The organism is Clostridium sp. HV4-5-A1G (assembly GCF_900184915.1).
GTDB lineage: Bacteria > Bacillota > Clostridia > Clostridiales > Clostridiaceae > Clostridium_B > Clostridium_B aromativorans.
In genome coordinates, this window is record NZ_FXYI02000020.1 from 1 (window position 1) to 18,260 (window position 18,260).

An 18,260-nucleotide genomic window follows, 5' to 3' on the forward strand; every position below is an offset into this window, starting at 1 on the left:
TTATTGTAATTTTAATATGTATGTAATTTTATTTAAAATAGCTAATCGATGAAGATTATTTTTATGATTGGTATTAGTTAGACATAAAAGTTAAAATAAATCCAAAAGTTCAAACAAAAAATGTTTAATTTTTAGTGTGATTTTCTATAATATTTTTATAAGGATGTGAAGCATATGAGAAGGAATTACAGCCCTGAATTTAAAGCAAAATTAGTACTGGAGGTACTTTGTGGAGAATATACTTTAAGTAAAATAGCTTCTGAAAATCAAGTTAATCCTAACATGCTTACTAGATGGAAAACAGAGGCTATAAAAAATTTTCCACAGCTTTTTGAAAAAAAGCATCTAAGGCAAAATATATGAAAAAACAATATGAGGACAAGATAGACGAATTGTATAAACAAATTGGCAAGCTTACAGCTCAGAATGAGTGGATGAAAAACAAATCTAGTCTCTAATTTCAGTTTTGGTGAATACATTTTCATGAGCAATTTTAAGCGGAGAGGACTTCCAGCTTCCAAACAGACTGTTCTAATTGGAAACAACAGCTACTTGAAATATTATAATTATAAAAGGCTGTATCGAAGCCTTGGGTATGAGACTCTAGCTTGAAATATATAAATTTAATTTACGGAGGTGAGATCAATGAATATACCTTTTTTAACAGCTTATATAGGTTCAAGTTGTGAAGATGGAAATCAAAATGAATATTCTTCTATAGTTAAAAAGATTAGTATAAAAGATGGTGATAATCCATTTGTAGTTTATCTAATATTTGACATTAATGATAACGATATATATTTTGATGTTAAAGAGCCATATACTGAAGAATCATGTTATAAATATTATTACTTTAAAAATAATTCTGCAGCTGCTGCACAATTTTATATGACCAGGGATATAAAAAGTTTAAATTATCTTTTGGGAAGTAGCTTTAGTGATTTATATGGTTGTCTTAATAAATATGATATGGAAAAATGTGAACTGGCTGAATTATTAAAACTTCTTGAGAAAAGAAATTTGATTAAAATTGAAAATAAAAAGGGCTATGGAAGTGTAAACTTAAATAAGATTAAAGGGTATGAGGATAAAGATATTGTTTTAGAGCAGAAAAATTTATTTATTGATAAAAAGAAGATAAGTTTTGATAATTTCGTCAGAGAATTTATAGACAATAATAATAAAAAAAATAAATTTGCTATGATTGTTCCTATTATTGTTAAAGATAAAAATGAAATAATTATTTCACAGCATAAAGATTATTTAAAACTTGTTAAAATTGCTTTAAATCTTGGAGATTGTGATTCCAGTAAAAAAAATAGTAAAAGTAAAATTTGTTATATTTGTGGTAAGAATGAAGCAAATGTAAATTCTGAATATTCAGGAAAATTTACAAGGGTGAACATAAACAAAGTATTTACTATAACCACTAAAAATTATTCTCAGATAAATAAAAATTTCAACCATGATGATAATTATTCATTTTGTCAGAATTGTTATAAAAAATTGATGTCCGGCGCTAATATTATAAATCAAAAATTTGTTGGAAAACTTGCAGGTGAATCTGCATTTATTTTGCCGGAGGGGATAGATAACAATTTTGATTATGAAAAGATTTATAAACTAAAAAATAAGGTGGATTTACTGTTTAATGATACGGAAGCTGAGGATTTCATTAAAACTACTGAGGATTCGAGTGTATTTGATGATGTTAAATTTTATAGCGTTAATTTTATAGTATATAGAACAGATGGAAATTCAATTGATGTAATTGAAACTATAGAAGATGTACCAACACTCAGAATTGAAAAGATAATTCAATCGTTAGGTGATAATTCACTCAGATATGGAGAAAAAACTAATATTATGCATATAAGTGATGTATATAGAATAATTCCTGTACGTGAAGATAAAAAGCATAATCAGATAAATATTGGACGAGTTTTGGACTTGTATAAATCAATCTTGTGCGGTGAGATAATAGACAGCGAAAATATATATTCATATGCAAATGAAGCTATGGAAAAGGGCTGTAAGCAGCTAGATAAGAAATTAATGGATAATTATAGGAATATGAAATTACAGTATTATAAACGAATTGATTCAAAAGATTATTTTATTCAAAATATCACTATGAAGTATATTGCATTTTTTAAATCATTACAGGAATTGAAATTATTAAATAGAGAAGTTTTTAACGGAGAGGAGAGGGATGAAATGGGTACTATAAATACCATGTCAGATGATGTTAATAAATCGATAAATGAAATTGAAGAATTCTTGTCTTCACAAAAGTTTTCAAATGAGGCGAAAGCATTATTTTATTTAGGTATATTGATTAATAAAGTAGCCTATGAGCAGTGGAAACGTGGGCATAAGACCAAACCCATACTTAAGAAAATACAATTTCAGGGCATGAAGTGCCCAGAGATTTACAGATTATATAATGATGTTGTTGAAAGATTAAACCAGTATAATGCATTAGACATATTTAATGAAGCATATATGAATAGATTTCATTTATATTCCGGGGTGTTGGATTTAGATAAAAAAAATTGGGCATTGAGCGATCAGGCCAATGTGTTTTATATTATGGCGGGATATTCTTACATGGTAGGTAATATAAAAAAACAAAATAAAGAATTAAAGGATAATGAAAGTGAGGGAAAATAATTATGATTATTAAGTGTAACAGTGATTTTTTATTTGGATTTGAGGGAATATTTTCCAATTGTAACGGAGATCCTGATCAGGAGAATAAGCCAAGGATGGATTATGAAACAAATACTCTGCTTGTGAGTGATGCAAGAAGGAAAAGGGATATTAGAGATTTCCTTAAAAATAAAGGATTTTCTATATTTATTGATTTGATCGATAATAAAAATGTTGATATGGATACGATGTTTGAACATATTAGGAATAAATGGTTTGGTGATGATGATAAAATTCAGAGGCTTTTCATGGAGAATGATGAAATAAAAAAGACATGGAATGCATTAGAGTATCCTGATGAAAATTTTAAAGAAAATTATGAAAAAGCAGCGGATGATAAAAAGAAAAAAAAGGAATTATCCAAGTTTAATGATATTTTTTTAACAGAAATAGTTAAAAGAGAATTGATTGATATAAGACTTTTTGGAAGTGCTATGGCAGTTAAAAATGTAAATAAAACGTATACAGGACCTATACAGATGAATTGGGGATATTCACTTCATCCTGTGGAACTTGTTAAATCCAATAGTATAACCTCAATAATGAATAATGATAACTCTACATTTGGAAATAAATATAAGATATATTATGCCCTTGTAGCCCATTATGGTACAGTAAATAAGTATAGTGCAAGGAAGACAGGTATGACGGTTGAAGATCTGGATATATTCAGAAAAGCAATTGTTCAGAGTATCATGGCCAATAAAACGGATAGTAAACAGGGCCAATTTCCATTATTTTATTTTGAAGTAGTATACAAACCTGAATTTGATGGATATCTCGGGGATTTAAGAAGGTTTATAAAGGCGACTAAGGCAACTTATGATGAAAATAGGCCTATAAGATCATTGAATGATTTAAAAGTAGATTTTAGTGATCTTTCCAATGTAATTGATCTTTTAAAAAGAAGGGGATATGTAAAGAATGTGATAGGTTGGCTCAATCCAATTGCAGATAAAAATAGTCTTATAAATATTCCTAGATTTGAAGATATAGATTTATTATCACCTATAAAGAACGTGGGGGAATGATGCTATGAAAATATTTTCTTTTTACTTAAAGGGAAAAATGGCTCATTTCAGAAAATATTATTCAAATTCAACTGCTTTATCCTACTGTATACCTCCGAGAACAACTGTAACAGGAATTATAGCAGGTTTGCTTGGCTATGAAAGGGATACTTATTATCAGGATTTTTCTTTAGATAAATGTGATATTGCAATTGCTATTTGCAGCCCATTGAAAAAAGTTATGCAGAAATTAAATTATCTTATGATTAAAGGAAAAAACGATTTTAATGGAAGTCAAGAGAATCACAGTCAGACAAATCTTGAGTTTATTGTACCTCAAAATATAAGAGATAATTGCTTATGCTATCAAATATGGGTTCATCATAAAGATGATTTCATAATGAAAAAAATAGTAGACATATGCAGATGCAATGAGCCTATATATTTGAGCAAGGGAATATCCTTGGGATTGGGAACTGCTTTTAATCTTGGATGGATAGAGCCCTGTGACATTTTTGAGGGGGAGCAGCATGGAGAAGGAATAAAAATGATGAATTCAATTATTCCGATGAATAGAAAACTGGAGTTAATAATTGATGATGAAATAGATGAGCCATTGCAGCTGATTAAGGAAAAAATTCCTGCTGAATTTGATAATAACAGGGAGATAACTCAAAATGGGTTGAACGATGTTTTAGTAAATTTAAATGGTACAGCTGTGAAAGTAAAAATAAACCAGTCTATAGAATTAAACAATGGTACTTCAATTGTATGGATAAATTGATTGGAAGTGATAAAGTGGAATACTATGCTCATTATGATAAAAATAAAGATACAAAACAGTTATTAAATGAACATTTGAAATCTGTTGCTGAATTATCGAAATATCAGATACCTCCAACAGTAAATTTTGATGTCATTTCCAATAGCAAAATGAAAGATCTGTGCTATTGGATAGGATATTTGCATGATATGGGAAAGTATACAAACTATTTTCAGGATTATCTTATTAAGGGTGAAGATTCCAGGTTTAGGAGTCATGCACCTGTTTCCGCGTGTATAATTTATCTTTTTTTAAAAGATAAAGTTTTAGGTAGCAATAATAATTCAACTGAGGAAGAAATTTTAAAATTTTTATGCTATGTTGTGGTCAGACTTCATCATGAAGCTTTAAAAGTTGACAATAGTTTATTTAGCATCAGTCGTGAAAATAGTGTATGGGATAATTTACTGACTGAAAGAGATAATTTGTTTAAAAATAAAATTCAAATATTAAAAGATAGTAATTTGGAGAACGAAATAAAAGATAAACATTTTGAAATTGAAAAATTAAAGAAAGACAGACTGTTTACCAGAATACCTACTCTTGTAAATCGAGGAAGATTTGAGAAAGATTATTTGTTCTTCTTTATAATATATATTTTTTCCGTATTGATTGATAATGACAAAATAAATTCCTCGCAGATTAATATTGATAAAGTTAAGAGGGTTTCTCCTGACAAAGTTGAAAAATATATAAATTCAAAGCCTGCTAATAGAGGTAAAATTGATTTAAATGATAAAAGAAACAAATCAAGAAAAACAATGATTAATGTAATAAATAATCTTTCAGATACTCAAATAGTCAATACAGCATTTTTCTTTATTACCGCACCAACTGGAATAGGCAAAACCTTGTCATCACTTGAATGTGCACTTATACTTCAGAAAAGAATAAATAAGATCATGAATTATAATCCAAGAATTATATCTGCAATTCCGTTTATAAACATTATTGAGCAAAATAAAATAGAATATAAGAATGTTTTTAATAACGAACTCAAATTGATTATTCATCATAGACTTTCGGATTTTTCAAATATCAAAAGCGTAAATAATAAAAATATGTCCCTTGATAAAGCGTTGCTTGATGTAGAAGCATGGGATGGAGACGTTATACTTACAACATTTGTTCAATTTTTTCAATCCATATTTACAGGTAAAAATAAACCGCTTAAGAAGTTAAATAAAATGTCAGGAAGTATTATAATACTTGATGAAATTCAGGCAGTTCCGGAAAAATATATGCCGCTGATTGGGGCAGTTCTTAAAAAGATGAATCAATACTATGGTACAAAATTTATACTGATGACTGCAACTCAGCCTAAAATTCTTGAATTCAGCAAATTAATTTTAAAGGATGAATCTACAATTGACAATTCGATTCAATTACTCCATGACTATAAGGATTATTTCCATAATTTGCATAGAACTAAACTTATTCCTTTATTGAGCAAAAAATTGACTAATGATGAATTTGTATCTTTGATGTTTGAAAAATGGGATAATAAAAAATCAGTTTTGATTGTTGTGAATACAATAAAAAGAAGTATAGAAGTATATAACAAATTGAAAGGAAAAATTAAGGATCTTGGAATAAACACAGAAGTATATTATTTGTCCACCAATATTATTCCACAACAAAGAAAAAAAGTTATTGGTTTACTAAAGAAAAAATTAAAAAGCAAAGTTCCTCTTATTTTGGTATCAACACAAACTATAGAAGCAGGTGTCAATTTGGATTTTGATATGGGGTTTAGAGATTTTGCCCCTATATGTTCAATAATACAAACTGCAGGCAGAATAAATAGGGAAAATGAAAAAACAGAATATTGCCCTTTATATATTGTACAGCTTGAGAATGATAATGACTATGTATACCAATTAATGAATTTGAAATTAACAAAAGGTATTTTAAAAAAATATCCTGAAATTCATGAAGATAAGTATGGTGAATTAACAGAAGAATATTATGATATGGAATTGAAGGAGGATGGATTTTATAAGGAATCAAAAACTATATGGGATGAAGGAATATTGAGATTAAATTTTGATGTTATTGAAGAATTTAGACTGATAGATAAACTAGAAGATGTAGTGGATGTATTCGTTGAAAATGATGCAAAAGCTTCTAAGATTGCAGATGCTTATGAGGCAGTTTTAAAGTCTGGTGACAAAATTGATTATGATTTAAGAATTATTGATATAGATGAAAATTTAGCGATTAGATACAGAAAGCATATAAGTTTTTATGAAAAAAAAGCGCTTCTTAAATTGATTAACGGTAAATTGAGCGATTATATTATACAGGTTAGATTAACAAGAATTAAGGATAATAGACCTATTGAATTTAAGACAAGAGGTGGAGCTGAATCCAATTTATTTTGGATTCCTAGAGATCAAATTGATCAATATTATGATAAAGATACAGGATATAAAAGTAAAAATAATGATGCATATATTTTTTAAAAGAGGTGTTTTTGTATGGTCAATGGAACCATGCTTTGGTACTACAATGTGTGCAAGCGGGAGGTCTGGCTTATGTCCAGAGGCATAGTGCCTGATCAACAGGATGAAAATATAGACATAGGCCGTTTTATACATGAACGTACATATAAGAGAAACAGCAAGGAAATCAGCTTTGGGAACGTTAAATTCGATGTGCTTTTCAGATCCAAAAATCAGATAACAATTGGGGAGACAAAGAAAACTTCTAAATATGCTGAGGCCTCAAAATGGCAGCTTATGTATTATCTAAATCAGTTAAAAGAAGCCGGAATAGAAACAAAAGGGGTTTTGCTATATCCGGAGGAGAAAAAGAGGACAGAAGTAAACCTTACTGATGAATCCAGGGAGCGCCTTCAAAAAATGTGCCTGGATATAGAAAAGATATGTGCATTTGAACATCCTCCTTCTGCTGAGAAGATACGGTTTTGCAGGAATTGTGCTTATAGGGAATATTGTTATTCATAGGAGGCAGAGATGAAAAAGGATATTTACATTTTTAATGATGGGGATTTAAAGAGAAAAGACAATACCGTGTTTTTTGAAACAAGTGGAAAGAAAAAATATTTGCCCGTGGAGGAACTAAATAATATCTGGGTGTTTGGTGAAATCAATTTAAATAAGAAATTTCTTGATTTTGTATCCCAAAAAGAAATATGTATACATTTTTTTAATTATTATGGATATTATACTGGAACTTTCTACCCAAGAGAGCATTTAAACTCCGGATACGTAATATTGAAGCAGGCTGAAAATTACCTTGATTATGAAAAGAGGCTTAAAATAGCCAGGATGATAATAGAGACTGCAGCGGAAAACATAATTGTGATTTTGAAGTATTATAACAGCAGGGGTGTGGATGTTGAACCAGAACTCAAGGATATAGCAGAAAAGAAAAAGTTTATGGAAAATTGCCGGACCATAGAAGAACTTATGGCAGTTGAAGGCAACATGAGGCAGGAGTATTATGGATGTTTTTCAAAGATAATAAAGAATCCGGAATTTGCCTTTAAAGTCAGAAGCAAGCGTCCTCCAAGGGACAAGATAAATGCACTTATCAGCTTTGGAAATTCCATGATGTATACTACTGTTTTGGGTGAAATATACCAAACCCAGCTGGATCCCAGGATAGGATACCTTCACTCCACAAATATGAGGCGTTTTTCACTTAATCTTGATATAGCTGAAATATTCAAACCCATAATAGTGGATAGGACTATCTTCACTATTCTCAACAGAAATGAATTGACGGAAAAAGATTTTGAATCTGATTTTAATGGTATAATGTTGAATGATAAAGGAAGAAAAAAGTTTATAGAGGAGTACAACAATAAACTTTTAACCACAATAAAGCACCCTAAAATAGGAACTACTGTCAGCTACAAACGTATAATAAGGCTTGAATTGTATAAACTTCAAAAATATATAACTGAAGATGAGCCGTATAGTGGTTTTGTTGCGAGGTGGTAATTGGTGTTTGTAATACTTGTCTATGATTTTGGAGAAAAACGTGTCGGCCGTGCTCTTAAAACATGTAGAAAATATTTAACCTGGGTTCAAAATTCTGTTTTTGAAGGAGACATAAGCATGGCTAATTTAAAGAAATTAAAGTGCCAGCTTTCTGATATCATGGTAAACAGTGAGGATTCAGTGATAATATATACCTTTAAAAGTACCAGATATTCTAATAGGGAAGTTCTTGGAGTGTCGAAAAATCAACAGGATATATTTTTATGAAATGGCCTGTTTAATTTTCAAAAACATTTTAGGATTATCTTAATTTTTTTGTCGTCGACCCTGAATAGAGTAAAAATTACCGAGGGTCGACAATTTTTATGCCTGCAGTTAATTGGCGGGTTAAGATTGATTTTTGAAACTATTGTAGAAATTTTCCTGGATATTGCAATTTTGGACAAGCTGATGTATTCTTTATTTGATGGGTTTTAGAATACCTATAAGGAATTGAAACTAATATACTCATCACCTTCTATATTAGAGTATATTTTAGTTTTAGAATACCTATAAGGAATTGAAACCACATTTCTATATAATACTCTATCCCTACATCTGGGTTTTAGAATACCTATAAGGAATTGAAACCTCTGTGCTCCGCTGTTTCCTATACCTGCTGCCAGTTCGTTTTAGAATACCTATAAGGAATTGAAACTTGAATATCAGCCTTACCATTACTTCTGTATTTAGCTGGTTTTAGAATACCTATAAGGAATTGAAACCCCTTAGCCTAGAAAATCAATTACATCAAGTTTCAGTTTTAGAATACCTATAAGGAATTGAAACCAGAAAAACAAGCAGGAAAACTGATTAATATCCAGTTTTAGAATACCTATAAGGAATTGAAACATCCATCTGGCAGTGCTATGACTCCCTTGTCGTCCCTGTTTTAGAATACCTATAAGGAATTGAAACATTGATGGGGTATCTAAAACATTTGTGGCTAAATTAAGTTTTAGAATACCTATAAGGAATTGAAACAAGGCTATTTGTAATGGAACATAGAAGCTACTTCCCTGTTTTAGAATACCTATAAGGAATTGAAACTTGAAAATCAAGAGTTGAATGACAGGCAAAAATTATGTTTTAGAATACCTATAAGGAATTGAAACTTAGCCTTTGTACTATATCAATTTGAAGGGGACAAAGTTTTAGAATACCTATAAGGAATTGAAACTATTAAAAGATTCAAGTAAGGTAGATGGGACACTTGGTTTTAGAATACCTATAAGGAATTGAAACTGCAATAAATCTTTTGTTATACGTAAAATCAAATTCGGTTTTAGAATACCTATAAGGAATTGAAACTTAAGAGGCTTGCAGGCTCATTATGTGGCAAGATTGTTTTAGAATACCTATAAGGAATTGAAACTTATATCGTCTTGTATCATATCCTCTGCTTCTACTATGTTTTAGAATACCTATAAGGAATTGAAACTTTTGCTAGAAAGGAGTTTTAAATGTTCGCGGAAAGGTTTTAGAATACCTATAAGGAATTGAAACTAAATACTGATATCTTTCTGCAAAGAGTAAGCTTTAGTTTTAGAATACCTATAAGGAATTGAAACCATTTTCCATAGCCACCCATGATTCTTTTGTTCCTTGTTTTAGAATACCTATAAGGAATTGAAACTTTGAAGAGAGTTATAAAAAGGTAAGATGCAGATACAGTTTTAGAATACCTATAAGGAATTGAAACATATATATGGTATCGTGTTAAGAGAAACTTCTGTTGTTTTAGAATACCTATAAGGAATTGAAACGGCTATCCAGATAAGTATTAGTTACTATGGTTGCGGGTGTTTTAGAATACCTATAAGGAATTGAAACTTCCTTGTGCCTAACTCATTAGGCTTGTTGCCGTGGCGATTTTAGAATACCTATGAGGAATTGAAACTTTGGCCGGGGGGTGTAAAAATTTTGAAAAATAATTTTGATTTTAGAATACCTATGAGGAATTGAAACTTGTTATAACCACATGCATACACAGTATTGTCATTGATTTTAGAATACCTATGAGGAATTGAAACGTAAATGTAAGAAGTAAATTCTCTGCAGCAATTGTGATTTTAGAATACCTATGAGGAATTGAAACTCCGAGTAATAGCCTTTAGACTGCCCTTTAAACCTAGATTTTAGATTACCTATGAGGAGTAGTAATATCAAAAATACTTTTTTCTAGAAGTGTTGATATTACTTGCATTGTGGGCATGTCGGAATCTTGCATATGCCCGGCTGGTGACAAATTGGGGACAAAATTATTTACCTTCAAATATGTCCTTGAACTGGTCGAATTCCTGAACAACTTTGTTTTCCATTTTCTTCGTAACACGCAGATACGTGTCTTCTGTAACTTTTTCGGTTGAGTGTCCAAGTCTTTCCTGGATAGATTTTACGGTGGCACCATGTTCCAGGAGATACGTAGCACTTGTATGACGCAGGCCATGGAGTTTTACGTGGCGTATCTTATTCTTTTAAAAAAAATTCCCCACCCAGAGTAGGGCAGGGAATACATTAGATGTTTAGCTTCTGCTTTATTGCTTCCTGTAGTAACTGGGAAAAATTAATTTTATTTTCCTCAGCTTTATACTTTAGCCACTGCGGCATTGTCACGTTGGTGTTTACAGTTTTGTTGTTCATCTGAGCCCTCGCAAGCTTCATATCTGCAATTATAGGAACAACAAAATTTCCATCTTCAATTTTTATTTTCTCCGGCGGCGTTGGCTCTGGTATTTCCTCCTTGTCATCCTCCATATTCCAGAGAAACAATTCTAAGCCGTCCTTCGCCATTGCAAGAGCCTCCTCCAGGGTGTCGCCCTCGCTAATACAGCCAGGCAAGTCCGGGAAGTATATAGAATATCCACCTTCTTCACAAGGTTGAAACACTGCCGGGAACATATATTTATCCATGTTATTCACTTCCTTATTGATTTACTATTTATTTGAATCTTCAAGTGGTGAGGGCTTTATTTTAGCCCCGCCTGCTTGAATATTGACTTCAATGTTGTTTCTTTCAAATCCTTATGTCCATGGTATGGTACTTGAACTTTTCCTTTCTTTGTCGGGTGAATGAAATGTCTATGCGAACCTTTTTTGTTTTTCTCAATCCATCCATCCGCCTTTAGAATTTTTATTACCTCCCTTGCATTCATTTCCTTCCCTCCCTACAATTATATTATAACGCACGTTGGAGAGCGTGCCAATAGTTTTTAGAAGATTCTTTAAAATATTTTTAAAAATATGCTATAATAAATTCATGAACTGCAACAAATGTTGTTTTTAAATAAGGTTAAGGTTCTTACTTGACCAAAGTTGAACCTCAACATGAGATGTATTTAAACTAAAAGAGGAGACACATCTCTGCATCTCCTCCGAATTATGTCTATTTTATATGGTTGGGGACAAATCGGGGACAAACACCACCCCCAGTTATATTTTATTGGCACACATTACCGACAAACCGGGGTTGAAAATCATACATTTGCCCCATTTATAGAATGTGCCACATATTATATACACCTCATTTCTATTTATGAGGAATTGAAACTCAGCTAGTATTTTGTTACTTTTTGCTTCTAGCTCTTGATTTTAGAATACCTATGAGGAATTGAAACATAAGAGATATGAATCTTTTGGGATTGACAAGTCTAAAGATTTTAGAATACCTATGAGGAGTTGAAACGCGTGAGATACACCGATGAGAGCTTAAGGAAACTTATGGATATAGCCTATAAATGAAGTATTGACTTGAAAATTCACAGAGCTTTGGATGCATGAGATAAAGAAATGTATCATTACTCGGGCAAGCCATTCCTTGGAGATATAAATAAAATATAAGTAAATTACTGTACAATGGTTTTTTTTATATTTTTATGTAATTATCATGAAAAATATTGTAAATTTGGTTTCCAACCTAATTTATAAATGAAGACAGCAAAAACTGTTAATTCACAATGTATTATGATGCCTTTCTATATTTATTTCAGAAAACTAAAAATACCTGGAAAATTTTTAAAGGAACTCTTTATTTATGCGACTTTAAAGCATATAATAAAAAATGGCTGTTTTACATTGCTGAACCTTAACATAAGATGTATTTAAATCCTGCACCTGAGGATTTTGATTTTAAAGTGCAGAATGCTGAACCTCGACATGAGAGATTAGTTAAAAAATGTTTTAGAACTGTATTAAATTTTATGTTGTCGACCCTGAATAGAGTAAAAATTATCAGAGGTCGACGATTTTTACGTCTGCAGTTAATTAGCGGCCTGAGATTAGTTTTTTGAAATTCTTCTAAAGATTTTCCTGAATATTGCAATTTTGGACAAGCTGATGTATGCTTTATTTAATGGATTTTAGATTACCTATAAGGAATTGAAACATAATAAAAAAAATGACCTTAACAGGTCTTAAAAGGAGATTTTAGATTACCTATAAGGAATTGAAACCAAGAACTATAGCAGAGAGCTTCAATATGTCGCATGATTTTAGATTACCTATAAGGAATTGAAACTTATGCTTGCGCAGCTATTATAGGTTCTGAACATCTAATTTTAGATTACCTATAAGGAATTGAAACCTATATTCAAGTATCCCATCAAGAGTTATATAACTGGATTTTAGATTACCTATAAGGAATTGAAACCTCGTGGCAATATCAAATCAATGCTGCAGTAGGAAATATTTTAGATTACCTATAAGGAATTGAAACTAAAATTCAGTTTTTTACATATTGTTCGGGTTTATAATTTTAGATTACCTATAAGGAATTGAAACGTTTAACAAAGTTATACCAATGACTTCCCATGTTAGGATTTTAGATTACCTATAAGGAATTGAAACTCAAAAAGGCAAAATTAAAAATCGTTAGTTCCAGTATATTTTAGATTACCTATAAGGAATTGAAACCTTATAACCAGTTTAATACTGTAAGGTATAATTTTAATTTTAGATTACCTATAAGGAATTGAAACTTGCAAATTAATTATTGCTCTGATATGTCATGACAATTTTAGATTACCTATAAGGAATTGAAACATATAATCCCCTTTCAATACTTAACCCTATTTATTCAATTTTAGATTACCTATAAGGAATTGAAACCTAATTGTATAGGCGAGTATTAGCAATATAATACCATTTTAGATTACCTATAAGGAATGTTTAAAATTAAAAGAAAGTTTGACCAAATTACCATGAAAATAATTAACAAATTACGAATAAAAATGACTGTTTTACATTGGCTGAACATTAACATGAGATGTATAATAAATCATGCTATTTCTAATATTATGAATAAATGTAAAAATAAATATGATATAATTAATTCATAGCTAATGTCTAAAATATGTTTTGAGTAAGGATGGATTTTGTCATGAATAGAGTTGAATTGTTAAATATAATTGAAAATGGAGAAAATTCATATATAGAATTTAAAGAGGAAGGCATAAAGGCGAAAGAATTGGCGGAAGAAATTGTAGCTTTTGCTAATAGTGAAGGCGGGACAATATTAATAGGTGTATCTGATGACGGTAAAATAAAGGGAATAACTGATAAAAACATAGAAGAGAAAATTATGAATGTGTGCAGAAATAATTGCATACCTAATATAATTCCTGTTTATGAGAGTGTGGAATTAGATGGATTAAGGATATCAGTAGTTAATATTCCTAAAGGATTGAATAAACCTTATTATACAGTTGATCATAAATATTATATAAGAGTGGGAACTACAAAACGAATAGCATCAAGAGAGGAACTAATGCGATTGTTTGAAGCTAATGGAAGTATTCATTTTGATATATCACCAGTTTATGATACTTCTGTAAAAGATTTAAATCTGGACATAGTAAGAGATTATTTTTTAAAGTACAATACTTTTGATTTATATGAAGAAGACAAAAAAAGTTTAGAGAGAATATTGATCAATGCAGATATATTGAAAGAAGTAGAGGGGAAAGCTATGTGTTCTGTAGGTGGCTTGCTGATATTTGGAAAGAATGCAGATAATATTATGCCTCAAAATGGCATTAGCTTTGCACATTTCCGTGGAAATGAAATAACAGATGAGCTTATAGATAAAAAGATTGTTTGCGGCAGGTTACAGGATATAGCAGAGCAGATGTTGGTTATATTAAAAAACAATATGAAGAATCCTTCAACTATTAATCAGTTGAGAAGGCAAGAAAGAGAAGAATATCCCGTACTGGTACTTCGAGAAGCTATTGTAAATGCTCTTGTACATAGAAATTACAGCATTTTAGGCTCCAAGATAAGAATTTTTATGTTTGATGATCGTATTGAGTTTCATAGCCCGGGAAAACTGCCTAATACTGTTACCATTGAAAAAATGAAGATAGGGGTATCTTATGCCCGAAACCCATTTTTAGTAAAATATATGGAAAATATGAGATATATAGATCAATTGGGCAGAGGAATTCCCATGATAATTAAAACAATGAAGGATAAAGGTGCAAAAGAACCGCTTTTGCAGGAGTCAGGAGAAGAATTTATTCTTAGCATATATAAAAATGAATTGTAAATAAGGGGAGATTTTATGAATGTATATTTCAGAAGAACTTATTGATAGGTTTATAAAAGAAGATGTTCCTTATATTGATTTGACAACTTTAGCTTTAGGAATTAACGGTCAGAGGGGTAGAATACAATTTTTCTCAAGAGAAAGTGCTGTTGCTTGTGGTATGGAAGAAGTTGTAAAAATATTGAATAGGTTAAATATAGATGTAACCAAAACCTGTAGTTCAGGCAGTATAATAGAGAAAGATCAAATTTTTCTTGAAGGTGAGGGGAACTCTGAAGATTTACATATGGCATGGAAAGTTTCTCAAAATATTCTTGAGTACAGTTCAGGTATTGCTACAAAAACAAAAAAATTAGTGGAGAAGGTTTCTCGTGTAAATCCCAATGTACAGGTTACTGCTACAAGAAAGGTTATTCCTGGGACAAAGGAATTGTCTGTAAAGGCGGTTATTGCAGGGGGCGGATTTCCACATAGACTGGGATTGTCAGAAACCATATTGATTTTTAAGCAGCACTTGAATTTTTTAGGCGGTGTTGAAGGACTAATTAAAATATTAAAAAATGTTAAGACCAGGGCCTGTGAGAAAAAGATAATAGCAGAGGTGGAAAATTTAAACCAGGCTGTTCAACTTTGCAAAAATGGCATCGATGGTATTCAATTTGATAAAATTTCCTGGAATGAACTAAAGTCACATGTACATATTCTTAGAGACATCGACCCTTCTATCACAATTTTGGCTGCTGGAGGAATTAATGAAAGTAATATTGTGGAATATGCAAAAACTGGAGTTGATGCCATTGTGACCAGTTCAATGTATTATGCAGGACCTATAGACATTGGGTGCAGGATAGTGCCTATTTAGTAGATTGCGAAAAAAATATATTGCAGGTAGATATGATATTATTGAATGAATATCAGTAAAATGGACAACTTTTTTATTATGTACTATTTATAGTAAAGAAAAGTAACAGGAGTGTATTTGCATGGTGATTAATTTAGACGCAAATATAATAAAGTCAATTTCAAAAATTGGCACGAAGTATAAAGTTAATAAAATTGTCCTATTTGGCTCCAGGGCCAGAGGTGATAATAAGAAAACCAGTGATATAGATTTGGCTGTATATTGTGATGAAAATTTTCAAGATGAGGGCAAAATATATTTTGAGCTGGATGACATGGATACATTGTTAAAATTGGATATTATATTTGTCAACAGCAATACGGACAAGAAATTGATAGAGAACATTGGAAGAGATGGTGTTGTAATATATGAAGCCCTATGATAATAAATTAAATAACTTTATTAAGGCATTGCACAAATTGGAGGAAGGACTGCTGCAATACGATGGGAAAAATGAACTTTTAAGGGATGGATTAATCCAGAGGTTTGAGCTTACATTTGAGTTGGCATGGAAAACTTTGAAAGAGGTTTTTGAAGATGAAGGACTAATAGGGTTGAATTCTCCCAAATCTGTATTGAGAGAAGCATTTTCGGCAGGATTAATTAAAGATGAAAAATTATGGATAAATATGCTTAAGGACAGAAATCTTACATCACATATGTATAGTGAGATCAGTGCCGTAGAAATCAGTGAAAATATAAAAGACAAATATGTAAATGCTTTGAATGAGCTTAAAGATAAAATAGTTGAAAGAAAGGAGAAGTATTTATAATATTGATATTATCTTTTATATAAGATAGATAATTAAAATAATCAGTAGAAGCAGTCTAGTGAGGGATCTAAGGCTGTTTAGTAATAGAAAAATATCTAAACCGTTTTTGAAAAACAGAGGAGCTTTGAAAATGATACCTATGCCAAAAGAACTTATAGGAGCAACTACTTTTGATGAAAAAGGAAATAGAATATTGAAATATGGGACAACAGAAGAACAGAAAATAATATTTGAGCAGTTTTATAATGATTTGAAATCAGGTAATTTGACTGATACAATGATTGAATATGAAGAAGTTAACTCTTAATTATATATTTGGCTGGAGATAAAGAAAAAATCCTAAAATAACTGAACCATAACATTGAATGTGTTTAAATGTCTTTTTATACATGTCATGTATAGAGTTTGTTGAACCGTAACAAGTGTTGTAATAAACAGGTCCTAATTGTAGGGTATTATTATTGAAATAAAATATTAATCAGTCTTATTATATATGTAATACATATGAGTTAAGAACATAGTATATAAATATAAGGAAATCTATTGGAGGTATAATATGTGCAAAATTTTAGTAATATTAAGCACTATTTTTATTAATTATCATTTCAGATCCTTAGTTAAACGGGATTATATAAAAATATCTATTTATATTAAGTTTTACAAAAAATCCTATTTCTAGGCAGGAATTTTCAAAAAATAATCGAATGAAATATTATATAAGCTAATTGTTCCTAGTAATGTAAAATACAAATAAATGGAGGTGGATTATGGAAGTACATGAGATAAACGTCAAAGTGTATATTCTACAGGATATTACAGTAGAAGAAGCTTTGGAGGCTCTGAGTAAATTAATCGACAAATCTTTTTATAGGAATGAAGATTTAAAGGATTTTCATGAAGAGAATAAAATGAAAAACTATTGTTTTAACAGCCTGTATCCGTTGAATATGAAAACTAAAATATATGAAAAAGGTTGTATATATAATTTCCAATTGAGATGTATAGGTTTTAAATTAAGAGATCACTTTTTAAAATTTTTAGCAAATGAATATACATCAAAGTTAAAAGTACTTACATGCCAGAGCAAAAACATATATAAAAAACCTATAGATAGAATTTATAGTATAACTCCCCTGATGGTGAAAATGCCGGGCAGCGAAAAAATTATATACTGGAGGAATGGATATACTGAAGATGAATTTTTTGAATACATAAGGACAACCAGTATAAAGAAATACGAGGTTTTAACTGGGGAAGGTTTGGACAAAAACTTAAAGCTGTTCAACTATATGAAAATAGATAATAAAAAGCCTATAGCAGTTGATTTCAAGGGTAAGAAAATTCTTGGGGATAAAGTAACTCTAAGTGTTGAAACAAATAGTGATGCTCAAAGTATTGCCTATATGCTTCTTGGGACAGGAGCAGCGGATATGTGCCCAAGAGGTTGTGGGTTTATGAATTACCAATATATTAGATAATTTGGAGGT

At 30.6% G+C, this 18,260-nt stretch carries 17 protein-coding genes and 2 CRISPR repeat arrays; of the genes, 14 read left to right on the forward strand and 3 right to left on the reverse strand.

Annotation, left to right across the window (positions count from 1 at the left end):
• Window positions 1-174 precede the first annotated feature (174 nt).
• From J5G60_RS03915 to cas2, 8 genes are all read left to right on the forward strand, one after another.
• On the forward strand, window positions 175-363 hold the full coding sequence (locus tag J5G60_RS03915) for a transposase (protein WP_150358647.1): 189 nt from the start codon (window positions 175-177) through the stop codon (window positions 361-363).
• Window positions 364-645: 282 nt separating this feature from the next.
• Window positions 646-2,673 carry a TM1802 family CRISPR-associated protein gene (locus J5G60_RS03920; protein WP_150358646.1) on the forward strand — a complete coding sequence of 676 codons (2,028 nt, stop codon included), beginning with the start codon at window positions 646-648 and terminating at the stop codon, window positions 2,671-2,673.
• A gap of 2 nt (window positions 2,674-2,675) precedes the next feature.
• Entirely contained in the window at window positions 2,676-3,743 is a 1,068-nt protein-coding gene (locus J5G60_RS03925) for a CRISPR-associated protein (protein WP_150358645.1), read from the forward strand.
• A gap of 4 nt (window positions 3,744-3,747) precedes the next feature.
• Complete coding sequence (gene cas5, locus J5G60_RS03930; RefSeq protein WP_106010412.1) at window positions 3,748-4,506, forward strand: CRISPR-associated protein Cas5; 759 nt, start codon at window positions 3,748-3,750, stop codon at window positions 4,504-4,506.
• The gene (cas3, locus tag J5G60_RS03935; RefSeq protein WP_236035119.1) at window positions 4,494-7,010 is read left to right on the forward strand and encodes a CRISPR-associated helicase Cas3'; all 2,517 of its coding nucleotides are present in this window, start codon (window positions 4,494-4,496) and stop codon (window positions 7,008-7,010) included. The genes cas5 and cas3 overlap by 13 nt, the downstream gene beginning before the upstream one ends.
• A 30-nt stretch (window positions 7,011-7,040) precedes the next feature.
• Window positions 7,041-7,514 carry a CRISPR-associated protein Cas4 gene (gene cas4, locus J5G60_RS03940; protein WP_442870509.1) on the forward strand — a complete coding sequence of 158 codons (474 nt, stop codon included), beginning with the start codon at window positions 7,041-7,043 and terminating at the stop codon, window positions 7,512-7,514.
• 9 nt (window positions 7,515-7,523) lie between these two features.
• Window positions 7,524-8,516: a type I-B CRISPR-associated endonuclease Cas1b gene (cas1b, locus tag J5G60_RS03945; RefSeq protein ID WP_150358643.1), complete on the forward strand. Its 993-nt coding sequence runs from the start codon at window positions 7,524-7,526 to the stop codon at window positions 8,514-8,516.
• A gap of 3 nt (window positions 8,517-8,519) precedes the next feature.
• The gene (gene cas2, locus J5G60_RS03950; RefSeq protein WP_150358642.1) at window positions 8,520-8,783 is read left to right on the forward strand and encodes a CRISPR-associated endonuclease Cas2; all 264 of its coding nucleotides are present in this window, start codon (window positions 8,520-8,522) and stop codon (window positions 8,781-8,783) included.
• Between the two features lie 203 nt (window positions 8,784-8,986).
• Window positions 8,987-10,653: direct repeats of the CRISPR family, unit length 29 nt; unit sequence GTTTTAGAATACCTATAAGGAATTGAAAC.
• A gap of 163 nt (window positions 10,654-10,816) precedes the next feature.
• Here cas2 and J5G60_RS03955 read toward each other — a convergent pair.
• Genes J5G60_RS03955 through J5G60_RS03965 form a run of 3 tightly spaced genes read right to left on the reverse strand, consistent with a single transcriptional unit; the run spans window position 10,817 to window position 11,710 of the window.
• Window positions 10,817-11,023: a tyrosine-type recombinase/integrase gene (locus J5G60_RS03955; protein WP_150357944.1), complete on the reverse strand. Its 207-nt coding sequence runs from the start codon at window positions 11,021-11,023 to the stop codon at window positions 10,817-10,819.
• Between the two features lie 49 nt (window positions 11,024-11,072).
• On the reverse strand, window positions 11,073-11,468 hold the full coding sequence (locus J5G60_RS03960) for a type II toxin-antitoxin system HicB family antitoxin (protein WP_150357930.1): 396 nt from the start codon (window positions 11,466-11,468) through the stop codon (window positions 11,073-11,075).
• A 56-nt stretch (window positions 11,469-11,524) separates the two neighbouring features.
• Entirely contained in the window at window positions 11,525-11,710 is a 186-nt protein-coding gene (locus tag J5G60_RS03965) for a type II toxin-antitoxin system HicA family toxin (protein WP_150357931.1), read from the reverse strand.
• 1,200 nt (window positions 11,711-12,910) lie between these two features.
• Window positions 12,911-13,725: direct repeats of the CRISPR family, unit length 29 nt; unit sequence ATTTTAGATTACCTATAAGGAATTGAAAC.
• Window positions 13,726-13,932: 207 nt separating this feature from the next.
• Here J5G60_RS03965 and J5G60_RS03970 point away from each other — a divergent pair.
• From J5G60_RS03970 to J5G60_RS03995, 6 genes are all read left to right on the forward strand, one after another.
• Window positions 13,933-15,099 (forward strand): RNA-binding domain-containing protein, encoded by a 1,167-nt coding sequence (locus J5G60_RS03970; protein WP_106011153.1) that lies wholly within the window; start codon window positions 13,933-13,935, stop codon window positions 15,097-15,099.
• A gap of 19 nt (window positions 15,100-15,118) precedes the next feature.
• A complete protein-coding gene (gene modD / locus J5G60_RS03975; RefSeq protein ID WP_150357932.1) occupies window positions 15,119-15,961 on the forward strand; it encodes a ModD protein in 843 nt (280 codons plus the stop codon).
• A gap of 121 nt (window positions 15,962-16,082) precedes the next feature.
• A complete protein-coding gene (locus J5G60_RS03980) occupies window positions 16,083-16,382 on the forward strand; it encodes a nucleotidyltransferase domain-containing protein (protein ID WP_150357933.1) in 300 nt (99 codons plus the stop codon).
• A complete protein-coding gene (locus tag J5G60_RS03985; protein ID WP_150357934.1) occupies window positions 16,369-16,773 on the forward strand; it encodes a nucleotidyltransferase substrate binding protein in 405 nt (134 codons plus the stop codon). Before J5G60_RS03980 ends, J5G60_RS03985 begins: the two co-directional genes overlap by 14 nt.
• 130 nt (window positions 16,774-16,903) lie before the next feature.
• Window positions 16,904-17,080, forward strand: a complete 177-nt coding sequence (locus J5G60_RS03990; protein WP_190972231.1) for a hypothetical protein — start codon at window positions 16,904-16,906, stop codon at window positions 17,078-17,080.
• A gap of 460 nt (window positions 17,081-17,540) precedes the next feature.
• Window positions 17,541-18,251: a hypothetical protein gene (locus J5G60_RS03995; protein ID WP_150357935.1), complete on the forward strand. Its 711-nt coding sequence runs from the start codon at window positions 17,541-17,543 to the stop codon at window positions 18,249-18,251.
• The last annotated feature ends 9 nt before the right edge of the window (window positions 18,252-18,260 follow it).

Excerpts from the sequence above, each read along its gene's own strand:
- J5G60_RS03915 (WP_150358647.1), top strand. The coding sequence starts at position 175 with ATGAGAAGGAATTACAGCCCTGAATTTAAAGCAAAATTAGTACTGGAG.
- J5G60_RS03920 (WP_150358646.1), top strand. The coding sequence starts at position 646 with ATGAATATACCTTTTTTAACAGCTTATATAGGTTCAAGTTGTGAAGAT.
- J5G60_RS03925 (WP_150358645.1), top strand. The coding sequence starts at position 2,676 with ATGATTATTAAGTGTAACAGTGATTTTTTATTTGGATTTGAGGGAATA.
- cas5 (WP_106010412.1), top strand. The coding sequence starts at position 3,748 with ATGAAAATATTTTCTTTTTACTTAAAGGGAAAAATGGCTCATTTCAGA.
- cas3 (WP_236035119.1), top strand. The coding sequence starts at position 4,494 with ATGGATAAATTGATTGGAAGTGATAAAGTGGAATACTATGCTCATTAT.
- cas4 (WP_442870509.1), top strand. The coding sequence starts at position 7,041 with ATGCTTTGGTACTACAATGTGTGCAAGCGGGAGGTCTGGCTTATGTCC.
- cas1b (WP_150358643.1), top strand. The coding sequence starts at position 7,524 with ATGAAAAAGGATATTTACATTTTTAATGATGGGGATTTAAAGAGAAAA.
- J5G60_RS03960 (WP_150357930.1), bottom strand. The coding sequence starts at position 11,468 with ATGGATAAATATATGTTCCCGGCAGTGTTTCAACCTTGTGAAGAAGGT.
- J5G60_RS03965 (WP_150357931.1), bottom strand. The coding sequence starts at position 11,710 with ATGAATGCAAGGGAGGTAATAAAAATTCTAAAGGCGGATGGATGGATT.
- J5G60_RS03970 (WP_106011153.1), top strand. The coding sequence starts at position 13,933 with ATGAATAGAGTTGAATTGTTAAATATAATTGAAAATGGAGAAAATTCA.
- modD (WP_150357932.1), top strand. The coding sequence starts at position 15,119 with ATGTATATTTCAGAAGAACTTATTGATAGGTTTATAAAAGAAGATGTT.
- J5G60_RS03980 (WP_150357933.1), top strand. The coding sequence starts at position 16,083 with ATGGTGATTAATTTAGACGCAAATATAATAAAGTCAATTTCAAAAATT.
- J5G60_RS03985 (WP_150357934.1), top strand. The coding sequence starts at position 16,369 with ATGAAGCCCTATGATAATAAATTAAATAACTTTATTAAGGCATTGCAC.
- J5G60_RS03990 (WP_190972231.1), top strand. The coding sequence starts at position 16,904 with ATGATACCTATGCCAAAAGAACTTATAGGAGCAACTACTTTTGATGAA.
- J5G60_RS03995 (WP_150357935.1), top strand. The coding sequence starts at position 17,541 with ATGGAAGTACATGAGATAAACGTCAAAGTGTATATTCTACAGGATATT.